We start from the raw sequence: 22264 nt of genomic DNA, 5'->3' as shown, positions 1-22264 counted from the left end.
AAAACGCCGGTTTTCGGGTGCTTTTGCGTCTGCTCGCGCAGAGAAGGTGAGGGCTACTCGGCGTCCTTGACCTTCGCCATGGCGAGCACATCGAGGCGCTTGTCCAGCTCGGCCTCCGACAGCTTGTCGCCGATCAGGCCGCGGTCGATCACGGTCTGGCGGATGGTCTTCTTCTCCTTCAGGGCCTGCTTGGCGACCTTGGCGGCCTCCTCGTAGCCGATCGCCGAGTTCAGCGGCGTCACGATCGACGGGGAGGACTCGGCCAGGGTGCGCAGGTGGTCTTCATTGGCCACCAGACCGTCGATGCACTTGGCGGCGAACAGCTTCGACACGTTGGCCAGCAGGGTGAACGACTCGAGCACGTTGCGGGCCATCATCGGGATGTACACATTGAGCTCGAAGGCGCCCGACAGCCCGCCGACGGTGACGGCGGCGTCATTGCCGATGACCTGGGCGGCCACCTGGGTAACCGCCTCGGGCAGAACCGGATTGACCTTGCCCGGCATGATCGAGCTGCCCGGCTGCAGATCCGGCAGCTGGATCTCGCCCAGGCCGGTCAGCGGGCCCGAGCCCATCCAGCGCACATCGTTGGCGATCTTGGTCAGTGAGACGGCGATGGTCTTCAGCGCGCCGGACGCCTCGACCAGCCCATCGCGGGCCGCCTGGGCCTCGAAGGAGTCAGCGGCGGTGCGCAATTCGGCCAGACCGGTCTGGTTGACCAGCACCTCGACCACCTTGGGGCCGAAGCCGTCGGGGGCGTTGAGCCCGGTGCCCACGGCGGTGCCGCCGATGGCGAGCTCACCCAGGCGGGGCAGGGTGGCCTTGACCCGTTCGATGCCGGCCTCGACCTGACGGGCGTAGCCACCGAACTCCTGGCCCAGCGTCACCGGCACCGCGTCCATGAGGTGGGTGCGGCCGGACTTCACCACGGTCTTCCACTGCTTGGCCTTGGCAGCCAGCGACTCGTGCAGGATCTCGAGTGCCGGGATCAGGTGGCGCACAGCGGCTTCGGTGGCCGCGATGTGGGTGGCCGTCGGGAACGTGTCATTGGAGCTCTGCGACATGTTCACGTCGTCGTTGGGATGAACGGTCACGCCGTTGCGGCCGGCGATCGAGGCGATGACCTCGTTGGCGTTCATGTTGGAGCTGGTGCCCGAGCCGGTCTGGAACACGTCGATCGGGAACTGGTCGTCGTGCAGCCCGTCGGCGATCTCACCGGCCGCGGCGATGATGGCGTCGGCCTTCTCGGCGGCCAGCAGGCCCAGGTCCTTGTTGACCTGTGCGCAGGCCGCCTTCAGCAGGCCCAGCGCGCGGATCTGGGTGCGCTCCAGGCCGCGGAAGGAGATCGGGAAGTTCTCCACGGCGCGCTGGGTCTGTGCCCGCCACAGGGCGTTGACCGGCACCCGGACCTCGCCCATGGTGTCGTGTTCGATGCGGTATTCGGTCTCGACAGCGTTGTCGGTGCTCATACGTGCCTTTCTCGGAGGACTTCGGAGTTACGGGAGCGGGTAGGCGGCGGTCTTGTCGCCGGTGAAGTCGATGGCCGAGTACTCGTTGAGTTTCGTCAGCCGGTGGTAGGCCTCGATCATCCGGACGGTGCCGGACTTGGACCGCATCACGATGGACTGGGTGGTGCAGCCGCCGGGGTAGTACTGCACGCCCTTGAGCAGATCACCGTCGGTGACGCCGGTCGCGCAGAAGAAGACGTTCTCGCCCGCGACCAGGTCGTCGGTCGACAGGACCTGGTCCAGGTCGTAGCCCGCGTCGATGGCCTTCTGGCGTTCGGCGTCGTCGGTCGGGGCCAGCTGCGCCTGGATCGCGCCGCCCATGCAGCGGATCGCTGCCGCGGCGATGATGCCCTCGGGTGTCCCGCCGATGCCGGCCAGGATGTCGGTGCCCGAGTTGGGTCGGCAGGCCGAGATCGCGCCGGCGACGTCGCCGTCGGTGATCAGCCGGATGCGGGCACCGGCGGCACGGGCATCGTCGATCAGCTGGGCATGGCGCGGCCGGTCCAGGATGCACACGGTGAGATCGCTCACCGACGCTCCACGCACCTTGGCCACCCGCCGGATGTTCTCGCCGATCGGGGCGGTGATGTCGATGGCGTCGGCGCACTCCGGGCCGACGGCGATCTTGTTCATGTAGAACACCGCCGACGGGTCGAACATGGCGCCCCGCTCGGCGACCGCGAGCACCGAGATGGCGTTGGGCATGCCCTTGCTCATCAGCGTGGTGCCGTCGACCGGGTCGACGGCGAAATCGCACTCCGGTCCGTCGCCGTTGCCGACCTCTTCACCGTTGAAGAGCATCGGTGCTTCGTCTTTCTCGCCCTCGCCGATCACCACGACGCCGCGCATCGATACCGAGTTGACCAGCTCACGCATGGCGTCGACAGCGGCCCCGTCGCCGCCTTCCTTGTCGCCGCGGCCGACCCAGCGGCCTGCTGCCATGGCACCGGCCTCGGTCACCCGGACGAGTTCGAGGGCAAGGTTGCGATCCGGGGCTTCTCCCCGCGTGGGACTCATGGCCCAGATTGTCCCAGAACGTGGTCAACGTTTGGGAGCTGGGATACTGACGAGCATGTCCTCCGAGCCGACGTCTGAGCCAACCCCGGTCCCCAAGCCGGAAAAGTCGCGGTTGTTGCAGGACGGCCGGGATATGTTCTGGTCGATGGCTCCGCTGGTCGTGGCCTGCATCGTACTGGCCGGAATGCTGGGTATGTGCTCGTTTCAGGCCGGTGGGCCCGGAGCGGGTCCGCCTCCGGAATTCGATGCGCCGGCCGCACTGCAGGCTGACGCGGACGCCCTGAAGATTCCGATCCGGCTGCCTCAGCTGCCCGAGGGCTGGCATCCCAACTCCGGCAGTCGCCACGGCATCGACGGTGGTATGACGCTGCCCGGCGGCCAGCATGGCCGCGCGGTGTCCTCGCGTATCGGCTATCTGGCGCCCAATGGCAAGTATCTGAGCCTGACCCAGAGCAATGCCGACGAGGCCGCCCTGGTGGCCTCGATCAAGCCGGATTCGTATGCGTCGGGCACCGAGGATGTCGACGGGGTGACCTGGGTGGTCTACGAGAGCAGCGACCCGGAACCGGTGTGGACGACGAGGCTGAGCGGACCGGCACAGGTTGCGATCACAGGCGCCGGTGGTACTGATGAGTACCGTACGCTGGCGAGTGCGACGCAGAAGCAGTCGCCGCTGCCGACCAAGAGGCCGTGACGCACTAACGGATGGAGCCCGTGTTGTCGTCGCCAGTTGCAGATCTCACCGGGTGGACCGCCGCCCCATTCACCGCCGCCGATCAGACCTACGACGTGTACCGCAAGGGCGAAGGCCCCGGTGTGGTCCTGATTCCCGAGATTCCCGGCCTGCATCCCGGGGTGCTCGCGCTGGGCAACCACCTGGTGGAAAACGGCTTCACGGTGGCCGCCCCGTCGTTGTTCGGCACCCCCGGCGCGGCCGCGGTGCGTCCGGGTGCCATCCCAGTCATGCTGAAGGCCTGTGTGACAAAGGAATTCGCCGCCTTCGCGACGAACGCCGACCGGCCCGTCGCGCATTACCTGCGGGCGCTGGCCCGCGATCTGAACGCCAACACACCCGGTAAGGGCGTCGGCGTCATCGGGCAGTGCTTCACCGGCGGGTTCGCACTTGCCGCCGCGGTGGACGACAGCGTGCTGGCCCCGGTGCTGAGCCAGCCGTCGGTGCCGGTGGCCCTGACCGCGGCGCAGAAACGCGATCCGGGCATGTCGGAGGCCGAGCTCAAGATCATCGAACAGCGCGCCGCCAATGACGGCCTGTGCGCACTGGCGCTGCGCTTCAGCCAGGACCGGCTGGCGCCGGGGGAGCGGTTCGCCACCCTCAAGGCGCGGCTCGGCGACGCATTCGAGGTCATCGAGATCGACTCGAAGAAGGGCAACGCCGACGGCATCCCGGCGTCCGCGCATTCGGTGCTCACCGATCAGGTGCGCGAGGTCGACGGGCATCCCGCGTATGAGGCACGGAAGCGGGTGGTGGCGTTCCTTACGGAACGTCTGGTGGCGTAACCGCCGACGGGGATTCGTCGGCGGCATCGGCGGTGTCGGCCTCCGGCGCCGGGGCCGCGCCCTTCTGCCGCCGCGACCACAACTTCTTGCGGGGCGCGTCGGGCTCGTCGGTTTCGAGCTCGACGCCCTTGTAGACGGCCAGGTACACGCTGACCGTGGTGACGATGATGATCATCAGGACCGGCCCGATCACCAGACCGAAGAAGCCGAACATCGAGATGCCGGCGAACACCGCCAGCAGCATCAGCGCGGGATCGAGTCGGGCCGCCTTGGGCACCAGCCACGGACGCAACAGATTGTCGATGTTGGTGACCACCAGCAGGTGGAACACCACCACGAAAATACCGCCGAAGATGTTGCCGAAGAACATCATTCCGATGCCGAACGGGATGGTGACGATGCCGCCGCCGAGCGGGATGACCGACAGCGCGGTCAGCAGGATCGCGAAGACGAAGAACCCCTCGTGGAAGCCCGCGATGTAGATCGATATCGCCCCGGCCACGCCCTGGCAGAACGCGATCACGAACTGGCCCTTGACCGTTCCCTTCACCATGGCGCCGGTCTTGGCCAGGTACAGGTCGGTGATCTCCTCACCCAGCGGATTCAGCCGGCGGATCAGGGTGGCCATCTCGTCCTTGTTGACCAGCATCGAGATGAACACGTACAGGAAGATGATCGACGAGGTGATGGCGCCGACCATGCCGCCGACTGCCCCCTGCAGGACGCTCAGCAGCCATTCGCCGAGGTGCTGGGAAAGCTTGATTACGGTGTCGCGCAATGAATCTGCGCTGAGGTGGATGTCCAGGAAGGGCACCCGTGCCAGCAGTGAGTTGACCAGTTGCAGGGCCCGGTCGCCCAGGGTGCTGAGGTCGGTGTTGCCGATCCAGTTGCTGACCGTGTTGACGAGCTGGGTGACCTGGACGATGGCCATGAACACCACGAGCGACACCGGGATGATCACCATGAGTATGGCGACCAACAGCGTCAGCGTGGCCGAGAGGCCGGTACCGAATCTGCGCTGAAACCGTTGGTAGAGCGGGGTGAACAAGTAGGCGCCAACCGCGGCCATCACGATCAGGACGAAGAAGCTGCGCAGGAAGTAGGCCCCGAGTAGCAGGGCGAGCACTGTGAAGACCGCCAGCGCTCGCTTCTGGGTGAGGGTGAACTGGTCTTTCATCAGATCCCTTCCCGACGTTGCGCTGACCCTATCGTCACGCGGGCGTGACGGTCGGCATTGACTTCACTCCAGCGTGACGTCGGAGACCAGAGCCGAGCGGCGGGCGGCCTGGCCGGCCCGTTGTGCGGCGACGAAGCGCATGGAGAGCCGTTGCATCAGGCCGGGCGCCAGGCGGGCGATCAGCCAGGAGGCATGGGCGCGACGGGGTTTGACCAGGATGGCTCTATTGCGCGAGATGGCGCGCAAGGCGTCGGCGGCGAGCCGATCGGCGTCGTAGGCGGTCTTGACTCCTTGGCCCTGCAGGAAGTAGTCGCGGCCGACGAAACCGCCGACCGCGCCCTTGTCCAGGATCGGAGTCTCGACTCCGGCCGGGCAGACCGCCAGCACGCCCACGCCGTGGGCGGCCGCCTCCGAACGCAGGGCCAGCGACAGCCCGACGACGGCGTGCTTGGTCATCACATAGCTGGTGAGCTGACCCGCGGCGGCCAACCCGGCCATCGAGGCGGTGTTGATGATGTGGCCGTGGCCCTGCCGGATCATCTGCGGATACGCCGCGGCGACACCGTGGACGACCCCGCGCACGTTGATGTCGATGATGGCGTTCCACTGGTCGAGCGTGAGCAGTTCGGTGTCACCGCCCCAGACGATGCCGGCGTTGTTGAACATCAGATCGAGCTTTCCGGCCCGTTCCACGACGCCGTCGACCGCGGCCTGCACGGCGGCCGCGTCGGTGACGTCGAGGCGTGCCGACCGGGCGCCGAGCGGCGCAGCGGTGCGCGCCGCCGCAGCCTCGTCAATGTCGGTGCAGAGCACCTCGGCACCGGCGGCGGTCAACGCGCGGCACAGCGCTGCGCCGATCCCGGACCCGGCGCCGGTGACGATCGCCTGCTTACCGGCGAGCGTGCTCACGCCTGGGTCAGCTTCATGACATGGCCGAGAATGTCCGGATAGCGCTTGAGGTGCGCGCCCCCGTTGAGATCGAGCACCTCGCCGGTCAGCCAGGACGCCTGCGGGGAACACAGGAACACCACGGCCGCAGCGATGTCCTCGGGGGTTCCGCTGCGACCCAGCGCGGTGTTCTCGACGTACTCCTCGACCACCCCGGGGATCATCGCCGCGGGATCGGTCAGCGGAGTCTTCACGAATCCCGGCGCGATCGCGTTGACCCGGATGCCACGCGGTCCCATCTCGAGGGCGGCCACCTGCGTGAGCATCGACAACCCGGCCTTGGCCGCGCAGTAGGCGCTCATGCCGGCCGCGGGCTGGCGGCCGTTCAGCGATGAAATCAACACCAGGACACCACCTTCGGGCAGGGCCCGGCCGGCGTGTTTGGCGACGATGAATCCGCCGTTGAGGCAGACGTCGACGACCGAGCGGAAGTCGTCGACCGGCATATCGGTGATCAGTCCGACGTTGCTGAACCCCGCGCAGTTGAGCACGATGTCAACAGAACCGGCGCGGGTAACTTCAGCGAACAACTTCTGCACCGCATCCTCGTTGGTGACGTCGACGTAGAAGCTGGTGTGTGCTGCGCCGAGCTCGGCAGCCCGGGCCGCTGCGCCGTCGGCATCACGGTCGGCGATGACGATGCGGCAGCCGTCGGCGGCCAGCGCCTGGGCACTGGCCCACCCGATCCCCGAGGCCCCGCCGATGACGATCGCTACGCGATTCATTGACATTCCGCTGCTCATTCCTTCTCCTCGCGCGAGCGCTCGTCGGCCCGATCCGGGCGGTGGTCGCCCCACTTCTTGTCGATGGCGTTCCATGGGTCGGCCAACTGCCCGGGATAGTCCTTGTACGCGGACTTGGACCGCAGGAAGGCGCGAATCAAGGGCGCCGCCAGGCCGATCGGGAAACGCTTCAACCCGGCGTTCGCCCTGGTGTCCGCCAGCAGTTGCGGCCAGGAGTGATGCTGGAACCCGAGCGCTTCCTGCGCCCGGCTGGTGTCCATCCAGTCGGTGGCGAACCAGGCGGCGTCATCGTCGGGGTTGCCGGGTCGGCCGATCGGCAGGCCGCCCCTGATCCCCATCGCGGCAGCTGCTTGCGAACCGACTCCGGACTGGATGTGGCGGTGCGTCTCGGCGTCGCCGCCGATCAGCAGCACCTCGTGGTTGGCGGTTTCGGTCGGGACCGTGGTGGCCGCGACGAACGCTGCCGCCACATCACGAACGTCCACGGTCTGCAGCCGCCCGTCGGCGGGCAGCACACTCTCGAACGAGATGAGGTCAACGTCGATGCCGAGGCTGAACTCGGAGCTCATGACCCCACCGAGACGCAGGATCAGCCAATCCAGCTTCGAGGCTCGGACCAGGGCTTCGGCCTCGACCTTGTGCGCGCCGTAGATGTCGGATGGGTTGGTCGGGGTGTCCGGGGTCAACACGTCGTCGATGTGGTGCGGATTGCGGGCACCGTAGACCGCGATGCTCGATGCCTGGACGAACCGAGGCGGAGTCGGTTGGGCCTCGGCGGCCCGCAGCAGTGACGCGGTGGCCTCGACGTTCACCTTTCGGGCCAGCCCACGGCGCATGTAGCAGAACGGCGGGATGATCGCGGCGAGGTGGATGATCGCGGCCGGTGCGACCGCAGCCACGAGTGCGTCAACGGCAGCGGCGTCGGTCAGATCGGCCCAGCGCACCTGTACGGATGACGGGAGCACGGCGGCGGCCTTGCGGTTCGCGGGGACGTCGAGATCGGTCGCGACCACCGTGCGCCCGCCGGCGGCCAGCGTTTTCACGACGGCTGAGCCCACCAAACCGAACGCTCCGGTAACCAACACAGCGTCGGACATAGGTCTCCTCGCTAGAACGTGTTGCAACACTAGCGAACGCCGATGTGGTGTGTGTCACCGCGATCCGGACGGGGTTGTCGGGTTTTCGGCGGGCTGTTCGCCCCTGATTGCTCAGCAACCGGTCCACGGCCGTCGTACTGGGGGAGTTTGATGGAAGGCGAATGTTGCTGCCGTTGCCTCAAAAGCATTGATCAGTGGCACTGTCAGCCGATGAGCGTGACTGACATCACGCTGCACACCCCACTGTGACGCGTTTGCCGGAATGGTCGTCGTTACCGGATTTGGAAATTTGCCCGAGACCTATGCAAGGTGTGGCTGTAGGTATCGGTGAAAGTGAGCCAAGCGCAGGCGTTTGTGATGTACTCGGTTGCACGCGTCAGCAATTGGGGAGGTGTGGGATGTCCGAAGATGTCGTGACGGGGGTTAACGACAGCGACTCCGGCGAAATTGCCGAAGAAGTTGCTGTGGGTTCCTCGGTGGTGGTGTATCCGGGAACTGACGAAGAACTGCACGGAACCGTTGTCGAAGATTTCGCCGACTTGGCCGGGACCGCGGTCGAGGTCGCCGGAGAGCGAATCGTCGAACCGGCACGGCGGTGGGCCGTCAACCTTGACGACGGCGGCCTGGTGTTCGTCGACGACGACAGCATCGCGCTCGCCGCGCAAGCTGCCTGAGTTCCAGGTAGATCACCGCACGCTCAGCGGAAGCTGACGTAACCGGCGCACCAACAGGCTGGGCTGCCATTCGGCGTCGCTTGCCGGATGGATGGTGTCACCGGTGGACAGTAGGGCCGAGATCACGATGCGGGCTTCGAGGCGGGCCAGTGCCGCCCCGAGACAGAAGTGCCCGCCCTTGCCAAATGCCACGTGATGCTTGATGTTCGGTCGTTCGAGCCGGAACTCGTTCGGAGCGTCGAACACCGCTTCATCCCGGTTGGCCGCGCCCCACAGCAGCAGTAGGTGGCTGTCCGCGGGCACCGCGATGCCTGCCAGTTCGGTATCGGCCAGGACATGCCGGTAATGGCCCCGGAACGGGGACTCGAACCGCAACACCTCTTCCAGGAACGGCGCGAGCAAGGCGGGATCGCGTCGCAACCGCTCGGCGAGTTCGGGCTGCCGACTCAGGATCCAGACGGCGCTGCCGATCAACGACGCGGTCGATTCCGCGCCGGCACCGACCAGCTGGATCAACATCAACACCGCCACCTCCGGGGACACCCGTTCGGCCGCGCAATAGGCGGCCAGGTCTCCCAGCAGGTTTTCTCCTTGATTTGCCGAAGCTTCGCCGAACCGTTCGGCGAGGTACCCGCCCAGCTCGACGGCCGCGATGCCAGATGCGGTCAGCTGGTCGGCATCGACCAACCCGTCCAGTAGTTGCGTACTGGCGTAGGCCCAGGTCACCAGCCGGTCCACATCCGCGGCCGGCAGTCCCAGCAATTGCGCGACCACCAGCATCGGCAACCGGTCGGCCAGCGTCGACATCCACTCGAACTCTCCGCGGGCCCCGGCCAGCAGGTCGGCGGTGATGGCCGTGATGAACGGCTCCAGTTCGGCGATCCGCTTGGCCGCCATTCGGGGCAGCACCATCTTGCGGTGGGCGGCATGTGCCGGATCGTCGGCGGTGGCCAACACATGCACGGGGTTACCCGGTTCGCCCATGCTGAACGGGGAAACGGTGCCGTCGGGCTGGGACCACATGGTTGCGGTGAGATTCGACGAGAAGTCCTGGGAACGTGCGGTGGCCTCGATCACGGCGTCGAATGACGTCACCGCGAAGAACTGGGAGTCGCCGACTTGCGCGACCGGTGCATGCGCACGTAGCCGGTCATAGAGCGGATACGGATCCTGCAGGCAGGTCGGTTCGAACAGTTCGTGAGCCAGAAGCATTTGCCCAGGTTGGCTGGCGATTCCGGGGGAGTCAACGATGCCCGGACAGGTTGATATTCGCTGCCGGGGCTCACGGCGCGAACGTGTCTCAATGTGGGCCGGTGACCTGCATATAGGGTGCGAATTATTCGCAGTTCTGTCTCAGCATGCGATAAATTCGCAGGTATGTCTCCCGGGCGTGCGGACTGGTTGGTCGGGGGCGACCGGCGTGCCCAGGCTGCCGAGCGCATCTACACCGCGGCGGCCGAGATGGCGGCCCGCGACGGGCTCGACGCACTGGACATCGATGCGCTGGCGGCGCGGGTGCACTGCTCGCGCGCGACGGTCTACCGGCATGCGGGCGGCAAGACGCAGATCCGCGACGCCGTGCTGGCCCGGTTGGCGGCTTCGATCGTGGAGGAGGTCCGTCGAGCGGTCGACGGACTGACCGGATCGCAGCGGGTGTTGACCGCCATTACCGTTGCACTGCAACGCATTAGAGCCGATCCAATGTTCGATCTGCTGCTCGGCTCGCTGCGAAGCGGGGGTGGGATGGCGGATCTGACGCAATCGCCGGTGCCCGCCGCGTTCGCCACGGAACTCACCGGGCTGGGTGAGGACGACCCGGCGGCTGCGGCGTGGATCGTGCGCCTGGTGCTGTCGCTGCTGGTCTGGCCTGGGCCCGACGAGGCTACCGAGCGGCAGATGCTGAAGCGCTTCGTCGCCCCGGCGTTCGGTGCGGCTCAGGCCTAATCGGCGTGGCGGACACACCGAAAACCGATGTGGCTCATGCCCGTATCCACCATCTGGGGCCGCCGTGCGGCTGGGCGGTACCGCATGCAGTAGCTGTCGGCGCACAGGAATGAGCCACCCTTGATCACCCGGCGCCCGATCTGGAACTGAGGCTGGTTCGGGTCGTAGGTCTCTGCGGCACAGCACGGCGTGGTGGCCCGGTCCTCGCCGTACCAGTCCGTGGTCCACTCCCAGACGTTGCCGGCCATGTCGAACAGGCCGTAGCCGTTGGGTTCGAAGCTGCCGACCGGTTTCGTTGTGCCATAACCGGTGTCAGGCAGGTAGGGGAACTCACCGTGCCAGTAGTTCGCCAGGCGCTGCCAGGGTTGCTCGGGCTCGTAGCCCCACGTGTATGCCGCACCGGCGATCCCGCCGCGGGCCGCGGTCTCCCACTGGGCCTCGCTCGGCAGTTCCAGTCCGGCCCAGTCCGCATAAGCCACGGCATCGTCAAAGGCGATGTGCACCACCGGATGCTGCTCGCGTCCCTTCAGGGACGATCGCGGCCCGCGGGGGTGATTCCAGCACGCGCCCGGCGTCCAGGCCCACCACTGGTTGATATGCCGCAGGTCCACCGGACCCGAGGTGCGCTGGAACACCATCGAGCCGGGAACCAGGTTTTCCGCGGGAGCGCCCGGGAAGTCGTCTGGGTTCACCGGACGTTCGGCGACCGTGAGATAGCCGGTGGCGTCCACGAATTCGGTGTAATCGGCGTTGGTCACCTGTTGACGCTGGATCCAGAACCCCTCGGTGGCGACCTCCCTGGCCGGCGCCTCCTCGGGGTAGTGCGCGTCAGAGCCGAGGACCGCCGTCTGTGCCGGAATCCAGACCAGATCGGCTGATGTCATGCGTCGAGTCGACCACTTCGGTGCAGACTCAGTCAAAGACCGTCGTCCAATCGTCGCGCATACTCGCCACCGTCCAGCCACGGTCGGCGGCCAGTCCCAGCGCTTTTTCGGCTCCTGCGGTGTAATCGAATTCGCGTTCGGCGTCGTCATGACGCACCAGCAGACCCAACGACGGGCCCGTGCCGCCGCCGGCGTACTCCAACATCTGGATATCGCCGTTGGAGTTGCCCGCCGCGAAGATCGGCCGACGCCCGACGCGCCCCCAGATGCGCACTGCCTTGACCGGACCGTCATTGAGGAACTCCGGTGTGGCCGTGGTCTTGAGCTGACCGTCGACGAAATCCAGCCCCACCGAACTGCCGATCACCCGCTCCGGCGGGATGCCGTACATCGACTCTGTCACCGGGCGCATGAAATCACGGCCGCCACCGGAGGTGATGTAGTTCGTGAAGCCGTTGGCCTCCAGGTAACGCAGCAGTTCGACCATCGGCTGATAGCCGCACGCGGTGTACGGCCGGTTCAGTGTCGGGTGCTGCGCCTCGGCGAAGAACGCCGCGATCCGGTCCGCGTGATCCTCGACGGTCAGTCCCGCGTACGCCGAAAGTACGCCGCCGGCAAGGACTTTCAGGGCCGAATCATCACCGTTGTAATGCTTGGTGACGGCATCCCCGAACCAGGCCAGATCGCCGGCGGCCGCAGCCTGATACGGCTGCTCGGCTGCCAGCGCCGGCTCGGCGGCGGCCTGCTCGGCCAGCCGGCGCACCAGGAAGTCCAGCTGGATGTAGGCCGGCTTCTCACACCACAGGGTGCCGTCGTTGTCGAAGACCGCGACCCGGGCTTCCGGCGCAACGAAATCCGGACCGTCGGTGGTGACGCGGCCCACGAAGTCGACGATCGCCGACTTCGTGGGTCCCTCGGCCCAGGAAAGCAATTCCGTCACCGCCTAGCCGCCGCCCGTTGCGAGGAACTTCTTGAGTTCGTCCACGGCGTGATTGATGGTGAACGAAGCCGGCTCCTGGCGCGGCGGGAATTCCTTGAAGGTATCGAGGAACTGCGTCACGATCGCGGAGCCATAGAACATGAGGAACAGGCGGTCGATCATCCAGTCCCAGTAGGTGTTTGATGTAACGTCCGCACGCTCGAAGGGGTCGGTGCGCAGATTGAACAGCTTGGGCGCACGCAACTTGGTGAACGGCTCGAACCATACCTGCAGGGTGCCCTGGCAACGTTGCTCCATGAACACGATCTTCCAGTTGTCCGCTCGGATGCCCAGCACGTCGCCGTCGTCGGAGAAGTAGATCATTCCGCGGCGCGGACTCTTCTCCACCTCGCCGGTGAGGTATGGCAGCAGGTTGTACCCGTCGATATGGACCTTGTACTCGGTCTTTCCATCGGCCCCGGCCGTATGGCCTTTCTTCAACTTCTCGACGATATCCGGGTCGCCCGCCACGGCCAAGAAGGTGGGCAGCCAGTCGTGGTGCTGCACAATCTCATTAGAGATTGCGCCCGGCTTGATCTTCCCGGGCCAACGAATCATCTCCGGAATGCGGAACGCGCCCTCCCAGTTGGTGGCCTTCTCACTGCGGAACGGGGTGGTCGCACCGTCCGGCCAGGAGTTCGCGTGTGGGCCGTTGTCTGTCGAGTAGATGACGATGGTGTCCTCGGCGATACCCAAGTCGTCGACCAGGTCGAGAAGTGTGCCGACGTTGCGGTCGTGGTCGATCATGGTGTCGTGGTACGGGGACTGCCAGCGGCCGGCTTGTCCCCGACTCTCCGGCTTGGTATGAGTCCGGAAGTGCATGTGGGTCAAGTTCATCCACACAAAGAAGGGGGTGTCGGCTTCGTGCTGGCGCCTGATGAAATCGGCACACGCGGAGGTTGTTTCGTCATCGACGGTCTCCATCCGCTTCTTGGTCAGCGGTCCGGTGTCCTCGATGCGCTGCTTGCCCACCGGCCCGTAGCGCTCGTCCACCTCGCCGGAGTCTTGGTCGGTGGCCCAGGAGTGAATGACGCCTCGGGGCAGCAACGCGGCCCGCATCTTCGGGGCTTCCTCGGCGGTGGGGTAGTCCTCGTGCTCCGGTTCCTCCTCGGCGTTGAGGTGGTACAGGTTGCCGAAGAACTCATCGAATCCGTGTGCGGTGGGTAGGTACTTGTTCAGGTCGCCGAGGTGGTTCTTGCCGAATTGCCCGGTGGCATAGCCCAGTGGCTTGAGCAGTTCGGCGATCGTCGGGTCCTCGGCCTGCAGTCCGACGTCGACGCCGGGCATGCCCACTTTGCTCATCCCGGTGCGGTACACGCTCTGACCGGTGATGAACGATGCCCGGCCCGCGGTGCAGCTCTGTTCGCCATAGGAATCGGTGAACAGCATGCCTTCGTTCGCGATGCGGTCGATGTTCGGCGTGAAGTACCCCATCATGCCGCGGCTGTAGCAACTGAGGTTCCAGATGCCGATGTCGTCGCCCCAGATGACCAGGATGTTCGGTTTTCCGTTCGGCATGACTCAGTCCTTCGCTAGAAACTCGTGCAACTTCTCGACGGCTTGATCCACGCTGAAGCTGGCCGGTGCGTGCCGAGGCGGGAAGTCCTTGAACGTCTCAAGGAACTTCGTCGCCATTGCGGTCGCGTAGAACACGAAGAAGTCGTGCCGCAGCAGCCATTCGTAGTACGTGTTCGACGTGATGTCGGCGAACTCGTACGGGTCGGTGCGCAGGTTGAACAACTTCGGCACCCGCAGCGGGGTGAACGGCTCGGCCCAGACCCGCAGGGTGCCTTGGCACCGCTGTTCGGCGAAGACGATCTTCCAGTTCTCGAACCGCAGCGCCACCAGGTCCCCGTCGTCGGAGAAATAGAAGAACCCACGCCGCGGGCTGGTCTCCGCCTCGCCGGTCAGGTACGGCAACAGGTTGTACCCGTCGATGTGAACCTTGTACTCGGTCTCCCCGTCGGCACCGGCTTTATGGCCCGTCTTGAGCTTCTCCGCGATGTCGGGATCACCGGCGGCGGCCAACAGGGTGGGCAGCCAGTCGTGGTGCTGGATGATCTCGTTCGAGACCGAGCCGGCCTTGATCTTTCCGGGCCAGCGGATCAGCTCGGGAATCCGGAAAGCGCCCTCCCAGTTGGTGTTCTTCTCGCTGCGGAACGGAGTGGTGCCGCCGTCGGGCCAGGTGTTGCGGTGCGGGCCGTTGTCGGTGGAGTAGATGACGATGGTGTCCTCGGCGATACCGAGCTCGTCGAGCACGTTCAGCACGGTGCCGACGTTGCGGTCGTGGTCGATCATCGTGTCGTGGTACGGCGACTGCCACAGCCCGGCCTGCCCACGGCTCTCCGGCTTGGTGTGGGTGTAGAGGTGCATGTGGGTGAAGTTGCACCACACGAAGAACGGATTGCCTTCCGCATGCTGACGCTTGATGTAGTCGACCGTGGAGTCGGCGATGTCCTCGTCGATGGTCTCCATCCGCTTGGTGTTCAGCGGGCCGGTGTCCTCGATGGTCTGCTTGCCGACGGGCCCGAACTTCGGGTCGTCCGGTTCGGTGGACACGTCGGTGGTGGCCTTGCACTTGAGCACGCCACGCGGTTTGGCCAGCTGGTAGAGCCGCGGGTACCGATCCTCGTGCGGGTAGTCGAAGTTCTCGGGTTCTTCCTCGGCGTTGAGATGGTAGAGGTTGCCGTAGAACTCGTCGAAACCGTGAACGGTCGGCAGGTATTTGTTGAGGTCGCCGAAGTGGTTCTTGCCGAACTGGCCGGTCACGTACCCGAGCGGCTTGAGTAGCTCGGCGATGGTCGGATCCTCTGCGGCCCAACCGATGTCCACGCCGGGCACACCGACTTTGCTCATTCCGGTGCGATAGACGCTCTGCCCACTGATGAATGCCGCGCGGCCGGCGGTGCAACTTTGCTCGCCGTAGGAGTCGGTGAACCGCATGCCCTCGCTGGCGAGGCGGTCGATGTTCGGGGTGTGGTAGCCCATCAGGCCGTCGCTGTAGCAACTCAGGTTGCTGATGCCGATGTCATCGCCCCAGATCACGAGAATGTTCGGCTTGCCGTTTGGCATGTTGCAGTCCTCCTGTCGATCCCCGACTTTTTCGTCTCTGGCCGACGGTATGTGGTTTCGCCGGCCACCGGTGGGCTTCTCGACGCTTCTCAGCCGATATTTACCGACGCGCTCGCTTTGGGACCGGGGCGTCGATCGGAGTCCATCGTCGAATTTGCCATCTCCTTCGATATTCTCGTTGTTCGGCGGGCGTATTGCCTTGTTGCCCAAACAAATATCCGTTCAGGAACGCCGACACGAACATCGGTTGACCGGCAGATGGCCTCGAATCTTGGCCCAGGCTGGCTATTCTGTCGGAATCGTGGGTTCGTCCCGTGCCGACTGTCCGGCCGCCGTCTGCGATTGCTCTGATTGCCGTGGGAGCATCGCCGATGATTACGTGCGCCATTCGGGTACGAATCATTCGCGGAAACGTAACGCAATGGGTTCAGGGGGGATCCATGAGCAGATTCACCGAGACGATGTATGCAAACGCACATGCAAGCACCAGGGGGATGGTGACCGGTGAACCCCATGCGCCGGTTCGGCATACCTGGGAACAGGTACATCAGCGGGCGCGTCGGGTCGCGGGCGGCCTCGCCGCGGCAGGCGTAGACCGCGGCGACGCGATCGCGGTGCTGGCCGGACTTCCGGTCGAGGTTGCGCCTACCGCCCAGGCGGTCTGGATGCGTGGCGCCAGCCTGACCATGCTGCACCAACCCACCCCTCGCACCGACCTCGTGAAATGGGCTGCTGAAACGGCCGAGGTGGTCGGAGCCATCGACACCGACACCGTTGTGCTATCCGAGCCATTTCTGGGTGCCGAGCCCGTGCTGGCCGAGCGCGGGCTGGCCGTTGTCACCATCGAGCAGCTGCTCGGTACGGAGCCGATCGACCCGGTGCACGTCGACGAGGACGACCTGGCGCTGTTGCAGCTGACGTCGGGCTCCACGGGGCCTCCCAAAGCGGTCCAAATCACCCACCGCAACCTGCATTCCAACGCTGAGGCGATGTTCGTCGGCGCCGAGTACAACCTAGACAGCGACGTGATCATCAGCTGGCTGCCGCTGTTCCACGACATGGGGATGACCGGGTTCCTGACAGTTCCGATGTACTTCGGTGCGGAGCTGGTCAAGATCACGCCAATGGATTTCCTGCAGGACGCGTTGCTGTGGGCGAGGCTCATCGACAAGTACAAGGGCACGATGACCGCCGCGCCGAACTTCGCCTATGCACTGTTGGCCAAGCGGTTGCGCAGGCAGGCCCAACCCGGCGAGTTCGACCTGTCGACGTTGCGATGGGCGCTGTCAGGTGCCGAGCAGGTTGAGCCGGCCGACGTCGAGGATCTGTGCGCTGCAGGCAAGCAGTTCGGCTTGCGACCAGAAGCGATTCTGCCGGCGTACGGCATGGCCGAGACCACGGTCGCGGTTTCGTTCTCGGAGTGCAACTCCGGCCTCGTGGTCGATGAGGTGGATGCCGACATCCTGGCGACGCTGCGACGTGCGGTGCCGACGAAGAACGGCAATCGTCGCCGGTTGGCGACACTGGGCCCCTTGCTGAGTGGGCTCAAAGCCCGCATTGTCGACGAGGACGGGAAAGTGCTTCCGGCCCGCGGTGTCGGAGTGATCCAGGTCCGCGGCGAATCACTGACCCGGGGCTACACCACGGCGGCGGGATTTGTGCCCGCACAGGACGAGCGGGGCTGGTACGACACCGGCGATCTGGGCTACCTGATGGAGAACGGCCACATCGTGGTCTGTGGCCGGGTCAAGGATGTAATCATCATGGCCGGGCGGAACATCCATCCGACCGACATCGAGCGTGCTGCCGGTCGCGTCGATGGCGTGCGACCGGGTTGTGCCGTTGCGGTGCGACTGCATTCCGGGCGTTCGACGGAGTCCTTCGCGGTCGCAGTGGAATCGAGTGCGTTCGATGACCATAGCGAGGTCCGCCGCATCCAGCATGCCGTCGCCCATCATGTGGTCACCGAAGTGGATGCACGGCCACGCACGGTCGTCGTCCTACCGCCGGGAGCCATCCCGAAAACACCGTCGGGCAAGCTTCGTCGCGGGTTCGCGCTGTCCCTGGTCGGCCAATGACTCGCCAAACTGTTGGCATCCTCGCCGTGCCCGGCGCACAGTTGTAGGTGGAGGTGTCCGACATGTACGACAAGGATCTGACCAACAAGTGGCTCGTCGAGATCGAGTTCTCCGAAGACGAGGTCCACACCCATGCCTCGGTCCGGGCACAGGTGCGCGACGACACGATATCCACCACCGGAGACGCCTACCGGAACCCCAAAGACCCCGGCGCGCCGATGATCGGTGAGGAGATCGCGGCGGCCCGCGCGCTCATCTCGCTGGGCACCGAACTACTGCATGCCGCATCGGCACGGATCGAACAGTCCACGCACCATCCGGTGCACCTGTACCGCTGAGGGGAGACCCTACGCGGTGACGGACTGCTTGGACCCGGACTCCATCTGGTGGAACAGGTCGACGTAGTAGGGCATGCACTCGGTCATGGCCTGCTCAGTGGTGAACAGCGGCTTGTAGCCCAAGTCGCGTCCGGCCTTGGCGATCGAGAAGTAGTTGTTGAGGTAAAGCCGTTCCACCGCAAGGGGTTCGATCAACGGCTCGGGGAGGGCGAACTTGAAGTGCAGCCACTGCCAGGCCATCATCACCTTGTGTACCAGCTTGCCGGACACGTAGAACGTCGGTAGCTTCCGGCCGCACGCCGCGATCACCGGGCGGGCGAACTCGAACATGTTCATCGGTTCACCGTCGTTGATGAAGTACGCCTGACCGGGTGCGGTGCCACCGGGGACCAGGTGCTGGCCGGCCAGGATGAACCCGTGGATCAGGTTGTGCACGTAGGAGTTGTCGAGCTTGATGTTCTTGTTGCCGACGAGCACCTTGACGTGTCCGGCCAGAACGTTCTCGAACACCTTGCGGAACATGGTCTGATCGCCGCGGCCCCAGATGCCGCTGGGCCGGATCGAACACGTCAGCATGCCCTGCTCGCCGTTCTGGGAGAGCACGAACTTCTCGGCCACGACCTTGGTCTCGGTGTACAGGTCGTTGAACCGGGTGGTGTACGGCATGGTCTCGTCACCGTTGACGATGTCCTGTCCGCCCATCACCACGCTGTTGGAGGCGGTGTAGACGAAGCGCTTGACGCCGGCGGCCTGGCCCGCGTGCACCAGGTTCTTGGTGCCCTCGACGTTGACGGCGAAGCTGCGCTGCCGGTACTCCTCAGTGACCGAGGCGCCGCCCATCAGGTCGATGATCGCAGCGGTGTGAATGATCGTGTCGATGTCCTTGACGGCGTCGGCCACGGTCTCCGGGTTGCAGATGTCGCCCTCGATGACCTCCAGGCCGGCGTGATCGCCCAGCGGCGACGGTGCGCGGTCGAACGAGCGCACCGCGTAGCCGCGGTCGAGCAGCTCGGTCACCAGGTTGGCGCCGACGAAGCCGGAGCCACCCGTCACCAGGACGCGGCCGAGTTCAGTGGTCAGAGATGCGTCACCCATGCTGGGCAGCTTAACTGAAACAGGTTCCAGTTTCGACCGGGATCGGCAAAAATAGTTGCTGCATCAAGATTCTTCGGACTCGCGCGCGGCCAGGGCCTGCTCGACCCGCTGCCGCGCTCCAGCTAAGTGTTCTTCGCAGCGTTGTGCCAGCTTCTCGCCACGCTCCCAGAGATTCAGCGAAGCGTCGAGATCCAGCCCACCCTGCTCCAACTGCTGCACGACGGCGACCAATTCGTCGCGGGCCTCTTCATAGCCCAATTCACTAATAGGCTTCATGCTCACATCCTCTACTCGCTGCCGTCGCTGACAGCCGAGATCACTCCGTCGGACACCCGCACTCGCAGCCGGGTGCCGTTCGGGGCGTCGGCCACTGAACGTAGAACCGTCGGTGCCCCCGACTCCGGGACCGCCTGGACCACCGCATAGCCGCGGGCCAGCGTCGCCGCCGGGCCGAGCGCGGTCAGCCGCGCCGACAGATGGCCGACGGTGTCGGCCCCCGCGGCGATCAACCGGGTGATATCGCGTTGGGCGGTGGCCCGGGCCCGGGCGATCTCGTCTGCCCGCGCGGTGAGACCGGCGAGAGGTTGCGCGAGTACCGGGCGGCTGCGCAACTGCTCCAGACGGTGCTGCTCGCGGTGTACCCAGTTGCGTAGTGCGCGGGCGCTGCGCCGGTGCAGATCGGTGATCAGCGCCTGTTCGGCGGCCGCATCGGGCACGATCCGCTTGGCCGCGTCGGTCGGGGTGGCCGCGCGCACGTCGGCGACCAGATCGGACAGGGGAGTGTCGGGTTCGTGACCGATCGCGCTGACCACCGGCGTGCGGCAGGCGGCGATGGCCCGGCACAGCGTCTCGTCCGAGAACGGCAGCAGGTCCTCCACGCTGCCGCCGCCGCGTGCGAGGACGATCACGTCAACGTCGGGCATAGCGTCCAGTGCTGCTAAAGCGTCGACGATCTGCGGAACCGCGTTGGGCCCCTGCACGATGGTGTTGCGGATCGCGAAGCGCACCGCGGGCCAGCGGGTACCGGCGACCGTGGTGACATCACGCTCGGCGGCCGAGGCGCGGCCGGTGATCAGACCGATGGTGTTGGGCAGGAACGGGATTGGCCGTTTGAGTCGCGGATCGAAGAGTCCTTCGGCCTCCAGTAGCCGGCGCAACCGCTCGATCCGGGCCAACAGCTCACCGATGCCGACCGCACGAATCTCGCTGACCCGCAACGAGAATGTGCCGCGACCGGTGTAGAAATTGGGCTTGCCGCAGATGATCACCTGGGTGCCCTCGGTCAGCTTGACCGGGGCGTTGCGCACCAGGTCGCGCGGGCAGGTCAGCGTCAGCGACATATCGGCTGCCGGATCCCGCAGCACCATGAAGACGGTCTTGGAGTCCGGGCGGACCTTGAGTTCGGTCAGCTGCCCCTCGACCCATACCGTGCCGAGCCGGTCGATCCATTTTGCGACGCGGGTCGCCACGGCGCGGACCGGCCAGGGGTTTTCCGGTGATTGGCCCGGTTCGGTCACTTCGCGGTCGCGCGGGTGATCCTGTTGGCGAGCAGCGTCACGAACGGTGCGCGGGCCCGGCCGGCCTCCTCGTAGGCCAGCAGCGCCTCAAGGTCGGCCACCCGCAGGGCGGTCAACCGCGCGCGCAGCTGCGCCAGCGTCAGCGCGTCGTAGCCGAGTTCGCCCGCGACGTCGGGTGCTGCACCTGCGGCGGTCGCACCCCCGGCCTTGCCGTTCGTCGAGCCGGCCGACTCGGGCTCTCCGGTGCTGTACAGGGCGAACCGGCCCTCGGTGCGCCGCTCGCCGTCGCCGGCTGCCGGCCCGTCGGCGTCGTCCTTAGAGTCGGGGTCGGACTCGAAATCCTCGTCGAAGGTGGCCCACTCGGGCTGCTCGTCCTTGGGCGGAAACAGCTGCTCGAGTGTCTCGTCGCCCTTGACCACCAGCTCAGCGAGGTTCTGCTGGACATGCATGACGAGGTTGGCCGCCTGGCTGGCCACCGTCATGGGGTAGGTCAGGATCGTCTGAGGCAACTTGCGGGTTTCTTCCAGGGCGGTTGCTGCCGCACCCACCAGCAGCCGGACCCCATACGGTGCAGTTCCCATGGCCCACAGCCTACGGCTGGCTCGGCGCTGCGGTGGGCCCGTACCCTGGAGACATGCCGCCGACAATCAACATGGGTATCCCGGGTGCCACCAGCTCGGTGAGGTCAGGCGGTGGTTCGCAAGTCTCCGGCAAACGGGTCCTGCTGGCCGAGCCTCGTGGGTACTGCGCCGGTGTGGACCGCGCCGTCGAGACCGTGGAGCGCGCCTTGGAGAAGCACGGCGCTCCGGTCTACGTGCGCCACGAGATCGTGCACAACAAGCACGTGGTGGAGACGCTGGCCAAGGCCGGCGCGGTATTCGTCGACGAGACCGACGAAGTGCCCGAAGGGGCGATCGTGGTGTTCTCGGCGCACGGTGTGGCGCCGACCGTGCACCAGACCGCTGCCGAGCGCAGCCTGCAGGTCATCGACGCCACCTGCCCGCTGGTCACCAAGGTGCACAACGAGGCCAAGCGGTTCGCCCGCGACGATTTCGACATCCTGCTGATCGGCCACGAGGGCCACGAAGAGGTTGTCGGCACCGCCGGTGAGGCGCCCGACCACGTCCAGGTCGTCGACAATCCGGACGCGGTGGACAAGGTCACGGTGCGCGACCCGGACAAGGTCATCTGGTTGTCGCAGACGACGCTGAGCGTCGACGAGACCATGGAGACGGTGCGCCGGCTACGCGAGAAGTTCCCGACATTGCAGGATCCGCCGAGCGACGACATCTGCTACGCCACGCAGAACCGTCAGGTGGCCGTCAAGGCGATGGCTCCCGAATGCGAGCTGGTGATCGTGGTCGGTTCGCGCAACTCGTCGAACTCGGTGCGGTTGGTCGAGGTGGCCCTGGGCGCCGGCTCGCAGGCTTCACACCTGGTGGACTACGCCGAGGACATCGACCCGGCCTGGTTGGAGGGCGTCACCACCGTGGGTGTCACTTCCGGGGCATCGGTGCCCGAGGTGCTGGTGCGCGGTGTGCTCGAACGGCTGGCCGAGTACGGCTATGGGACCGTGCAGCCGGTCACCACGGCCAACGAGACGTTGGTGTTCTCGCTGCCGCGTGAGATCCGCCCGCCGCGCGCCTGATCGGCGTCAGGCGTCGACCAGGCGTAG

The 22264-nt window shown here is 65.9% G+C and carries 22 protein-coding genes; 7 read left to right on the top strand and 15 right to left on the bottom strand.

The window, feature by feature from the left end:
- Positions 1-53: 53 nt before the first annotated feature.
- Complete coding sequence (locus tag ACZYZ7_RS27430; RefSeq protein WP_450070056.1) at positions 54-1469, bottom strand: class II fumarate hydratase; 1416 nt, start codon at positions 1467-1469, stop codon at positions 54-56.
- 27 nt (positions 1470-1496) lie between these two features.
- Complete coding sequence (gene glpX / locus ACZYZ7_RS27425; RefSeq protein WP_135457550.1) at positions 1497-2525, bottom strand: class II fructose-bisphosphatase; 1029 nt, start codon at positions 2523-2525, stop codon at positions 1497-1499.
- A 55-nt stretch (positions 2526-2580) separates the two neighbouring features.
- Between glpX and ACZYZ7_RS27420 the strand changes: the two genes are divergently transcribed.
- Positions 2581-3219 (top strand): DUF4245 domain-containing protein, encoded by a 639-nt coding sequence (locus tag ACZYZ7_RS27420; RefSeq protein WP_135457548.1) that lies wholly within the window; start codon positions 2581-2583, stop codon positions 3217-3219.
- Between the two features lie 23 nt (positions 3220-3242).
- Positions 3243-4043, top strand: coding sequence for a dienelactone hydrolase family protein (locus ACZYZ7_RS27415; RefSeq protein WP_450070055.1), 801 nt, complete (start codon positions 3243-3245; stop codon positions 4041-4043).
- Here ACZYZ7_RS27415 and ACZYZ7_RS27410 read toward each other — a convergent pair.
- The 4 genes from ACZYZ7_RS27410 to ACZYZ7_RS27395 form a co-directional block, all read right to left on the bottom strand.
- Positions 4021-5220, bottom strand: coding sequence for an AI-2E family transporter (locus tag ACZYZ7_RS27410; protein WP_450070054.1), 1200 nt, complete (start codon positions 5218-5220; stop codon positions 4021-4023). The genes ACZYZ7_RS27415 and ACZYZ7_RS27410 overlap by 23 nt on opposite strands.
- 63 nt (positions 5221-5283) lie before the next feature.
- Positions 5284-6129: an SDR family NAD(P)-dependent oxidoreductase gene (locus ACZYZ7_RS27405; protein ID WP_450070053.1), complete on the bottom strand. Its 846-nt coding sequence runs from the start codon at positions 6127-6129 to the stop codon at positions 5284-5286.
- The gene (locus tag ACZYZ7_RS27400) at positions 6126-6899 is read right to left on the bottom strand and encodes an SDR family NAD(P)-dependent oxidoreductase (RefSeq protein WP_450070052.1); all 774 of its coding nucleotides are present in this window, start codon (positions 6897-6899) and stop codon (positions 6126-6128) included. The genes ACZYZ7_RS27405 and ACZYZ7_RS27400 overlap by 4 nt, the downstream gene beginning before the upstream one ends.
- An 8-nt stretch (positions 6900-6907) precedes the next feature.
- Positions 6908-8008: an NAD-dependent epimerase/dehydratase family protein gene (locus ACZYZ7_RS27395; RefSeq protein ID WP_135457540.1), complete on the bottom strand. Its 1101-nt coding sequence runs from the start codon at positions 8006-8008 to the stop codon at positions 6908-6910.
- A 398-nt stretch (positions 8009-8406) separates the two neighbouring features.
- On the opposite strand from ACZYZ7_RS27395, the gene ACZYZ7_RS27390 reads away from it, so the two are divergent.
- Positions 8407-8682 carry a hypothetical protein gene (locus tag ACZYZ7_RS27390; protein WP_450070051.1) on the top strand — a complete coding sequence of 92 codons (276 nt, stop codon included), beginning with the start codon at positions 8407-8409 and terminating at the stop codon, positions 8680-8682.
- 12 nt (positions 8683-8694) lie between these two features.
- Here ACZYZ7_RS27390 and ACZYZ7_RS27385 read toward each other — a convergent pair whose 3' ends face one another.
- Positions 8695-9894: a cytochrome P450 gene (locus ACZYZ7_RS27385; RefSeq protein ID WP_450070050.1), complete on the bottom strand. Its 1200-nt coding sequence runs from the start codon at positions 9892-9894 to the stop codon at positions 8695-8697.
- A 165-nt stretch (positions 9895-10059) separates the two neighbouring features.
- On the opposite strand from ACZYZ7_RS27385, the gene ACZYZ7_RS27380 reads away from it, so the two are divergent.
- The gene (locus ACZYZ7_RS27380; RefSeq protein ID WP_450070049.1) at positions 10060-10626 is read left to right on the top strand and encodes a TetR/AcrR family transcriptional regulator; all 567 of its coding nucleotides are present in this window, start codon (positions 10060-10062) and stop codon (positions 10624-10626) included.
- On the opposite strand, the gene ACZYZ7_RS27375 is transcribed toward ACZYZ7_RS27380, so the two are convergent.
- From ACZYZ7_RS27375 to ACZYZ7_RS27360, 4 genes are read right to left on the bottom strand one after another with little or no spacing between them, the layout of a single operon-like run.
- On the bottom strand, positions 10623-11510 hold the full coding sequence (locus ACZYZ7_RS27375; protein WP_450070048.1) for a formylglycine-generating enzyme family protein: 888 nt from the start codon (positions 11508-11510) through the stop codon (positions 10623-10625). The genes ACZYZ7_RS27380 and ACZYZ7_RS27375 overlap by 4 nt on opposite strands.
- Positions 11511-11538: 28 nt before the next feature.
- Positions 11539-12450, bottom strand: coding sequence for an HAD family hydrolase (locus ACZYZ7_RS27370; protein WP_135457532.1), 912 nt, complete (start codon positions 12448-12450; stop codon positions 11539-11541).
- A 3-nt stretch (positions 12451-12453) separates the two neighbouring features.
- Entirely contained in the window at positions 12454-14007 is a 1554-nt protein-coding gene (locus tag ACZYZ7_RS27365) for an arylsulfatase (RefSeq protein WP_450070047.1), read from the bottom strand.
- 3 nt (positions 14008-14010) lie between these two features.
- Positions 14011-15561 carry an arylsulfatase gene (locus ACZYZ7_RS27360; RefSeq protein ID WP_450070046.1) on the bottom strand — a complete coding sequence of 517 codons (1551 nt, stop codon included), beginning with the start codon at positions 15559-15561 and terminating at the stop codon, positions 14011-14013.
- Positions 15562-16001: 440 nt separating this feature from the next.
- Between ACZYZ7_RS27360 and ACZYZ7_RS27355 the strand changes: the two genes are divergently transcribed.
- Positions 16002-17639, top strand: a complete 1638-nt coding sequence (locus ACZYZ7_RS27355; RefSeq protein WP_450070045.1) for a fatty acyl-AMP ligase — start codon at positions 16002-16004, stop codon at positions 17637-17639.
- Between the two features lie 62 nt (positions 17640-17701).
- Positions 17702-17977, top strand: a complete 276-nt coding sequence (locus tag ACZYZ7_RS27350; protein WP_450070044.1) for a DUF1876 domain-containing protein — start codon at positions 17702-17704, stop codon at positions 17975-17977.
- A 9-nt stretch (positions 17978-17986) separates the two neighbouring features.
- Here ACZYZ7_RS27350 and ACZYZ7_RS27345 read toward each other — a convergent pair whose 3' ends face one another.
- The 4 genes from ACZYZ7_RS27345 to ACZYZ7_RS27330 all read right to left on the bottom strand — a co-directional run bounded on the left by ACZYZ7_RS27345 (position 17987) and on the right by ACZYZ7_RS27330 (position 21170).
- Positions 17987-19072: a 3-beta-hydroxysteroid dehydrogenase gene (locus ACZYZ7_RS27345; protein WP_135457525.1), complete on the bottom strand. Its 1086-nt coding sequence runs from the start codon at positions 19070-19072 to the stop codon at positions 17987-17989.
- A gap of 63 nt (positions 19073-19135) precedes the next feature.
- Positions 19136-19348 carry an exodeoxyribonuclease VII small subunit gene (locus ACZYZ7_RS27340; RefSeq protein ID WP_135457523.1) on the bottom strand — a complete coding sequence of 71 codons (213 nt, stop codon included), beginning with the start codon at positions 19346-19348 and terminating at the stop codon, positions 19136-19138.
- 11 nt (positions 19349-19359) lie between these two features.
- Positions 19360-20589 carry an exodeoxyribonuclease VII large subunit gene (gene xseA / locus ACZYZ7_RS27335; protein WP_450070043.1) on the bottom strand — a complete coding sequence of 410 codons (1230 nt, stop codon included), beginning with the start codon at positions 20587-20589 and terminating at the stop codon, positions 19360-19362.
- Entirely contained in the window at positions 20586-21170 is a 585-nt protein-coding gene (locus tag ACZYZ7_RS27330; RefSeq protein ID WP_450070042.1) for a lipid droplet-associated protein, read from the bottom strand. Before ACZYZ7_RS27330 ends, xseA begins: the two co-directional genes overlap by 4 nt.
- A gap of 53 nt (positions 21171-21223) precedes the next feature.
- Between ACZYZ7_RS27330 and ACZYZ7_RS27325 the strand changes: the two genes are divergently transcribed.
- Entirely contained in the window at positions 21224-22237 is a 1014-nt protein-coding gene (locus ACZYZ7_RS27325) for a 4-hydroxy-3-methylbut-2-enyl diphosphate reductase (protein ID WP_135457516.1), read from the top strand.
- Positions 22238-22264: the final 27 nt, after the last annotated feature.

The sequence above is a fragment of the Mycobacterium sp. IDUB_17 genome (assembly GCF_055419465.1).
Note: the sequence above shows the minus strand (reverse complement) of the source record. Positions and strands in the feature narration are given on the sequence as shown.

Coding starts and splice junctions, on each gene's coding strand:
- ACZYZ7_RS27325 (WP_135457516.1), top strand. CDS start 21,224: ATGCCGCCGACAATCAACATGGGTATCCCGGGTGCCACCAGCTCGGTG.
- ACZYZ7_RS27380 (WP_450070049.1), top strand. CDS start 10,060: ATGTCTCCCGGGCGTGCGGACTGGTTGGTCGGGGGCGACCGGCGTGCC.
- ACZYZ7_RS27395 (WP_135457540.1), bottom strand. CDS start 8,008: ATGTCCGACGCTGTGTTGGTTACCGGAGCGTTCGGTTTGGTGGGCTCA.
- ACZYZ7_RS27365 (WP_450070047.1), bottom strand. CDS start 14,007: ATGCCGAACGGAAAACCGAACATCCTGGTCATCTGGGGCGACGACATC.
- ACZYZ7_RS27400 (WP_450070052.1), bottom strand. CDS start 6,899: ATGTCAATGAATCGCGTAGCGATCGTCATCGGCGGGGCCTCGGGGATC.
- ACZYZ7_RS27330 (WP_450070042.1), bottom strand. CDS start 21,170: ATGGGAACTGCACCGTATGGGGTCCGGCTGCTGGTGGGTGCGGCAGCA.
- ACZYZ7_RS27410 (WP_450070054.1), bottom strand. CDS start 5,220: ATGAAAGACCAGTTCACCCTCACCCAGAAGCGAGCGCTGGCGGTCTTC.
- ACZYZ7_RS27360 (WP_450070046.1), bottom strand. CDS start 15,561: ATGCCAAACGGCAAGCCGAACATTCTCGTGATCTGGGGCGATGACATC.
- ACZYZ7_RS27375 (WP_450070048.1), bottom strand. CDS start 11,510: ATGACATCAGCCGATCTGGTCTGGATTCCGGCACAGACGGCGGTCCTC.
- ACZYZ7_RS27390 (WP_450070051.1), top strand. CDS start 8,407: ATGTCCGAAGATGTCGTGACGGGGGTTAACGACAGCGACTCCGGCGAA.
- ACZYZ7_RS27345 (WP_135457525.1), bottom strand. CDS start 19,072: ATGGGTGACGCATCTCTGACCACTGAACTCGGCCGCGTCCTGGTGACG.
- ACZYZ7_RS27420 (WP_135457548.1), top strand. CDS start 2,581: ATGTCCTCCGAGCCGACGTCTGAGCCAACCCCGGTCCCCAAGCCGGAA.
- ACZYZ7_RS27385 (WP_450070050.1), bottom strand. CDS start 9,894: ATGCTTCTGGCTCACGAACTGTTCGAACCGACCTGCCTGCAGGATCCG.
- glpX (WP_135457550.1), bottom strand. CDS start 2,525: ATGAGTCCCACGCGGGGAGAAGCCCCGGATCGCAACCTTGCCCTCGAA.
- ACZYZ7_RS27350 (WP_450070044.1), top strand. CDS start 17,702: ATGTACGACAAGGATCTGACCAACAAGTGGCTCGTCGAGATCGAGTTC.
- ACZYZ7_RS27430 (WP_450070056.1), bottom strand. CDS start 1,469: ATGAGCACCGACAACGCTGTCGAGACCGAATACCGCATCGAACACGAC.
- ACZYZ7_RS27340 (WP_135457523.1), bottom strand. CDS start 19,348: ATGAAGCCTATTAGTGAATTGGGCTATGAAGAGGCCCGCGACGAATTG.
- ACZYZ7_RS27355 (WP_450070045.1), top strand. CDS start 16,002: ATGAGCAGATTCACCGAGACGATGTATGCAAACGCACATGCAAGCACC.